General features: G+C 48.8%; 1 rRNA gene. It reads right to left on the bottom strand.

Annotated elements, in window-relative coordinates:
• Positions 1–95 (bottom strand): 5S ribosomal RNA (gene rrf / locus KO539_RS29930); the annotation flags it as partial.
• Positions 96–256 lie beyond the last annotated feature (161 nt).

Genomic DNA, 256 nt, shown 5'->3' on the forward strand with positions numbered 1-256 from the left:
TTCACACTGGTTGCAGCACTATCATCGGCGCAAAGTTGTTTCACGGTCCTGTTCGGGATGGGAAGGGGTGGGACCAACTTGCTATGGTCATCAGGCATAACTTGTACTGGCGTTTGTCTCCTGTAGGACGACAAAGCCTGAATCTGGAAGAAGCAAAGATTGGGGTAATGACTGGTAGTATCAACAAACGCACAACGTTGTACCGTCTTATCCTCTGTACCTGCTAAGGTTATAGGGACAAGCCGTACGGGCAATT

The sequence above is a fragment of the Janthinobacterium sp. NKUCC06_STL genome, assembly GCF_019345455.1.
Lineage (GTDB): Bacteria > Pseudomonadota > Gammaproteobacteria > Burkholderiales > Burkholderiaceae_D > Janthinobacterium > Janthinobacterium rivuli.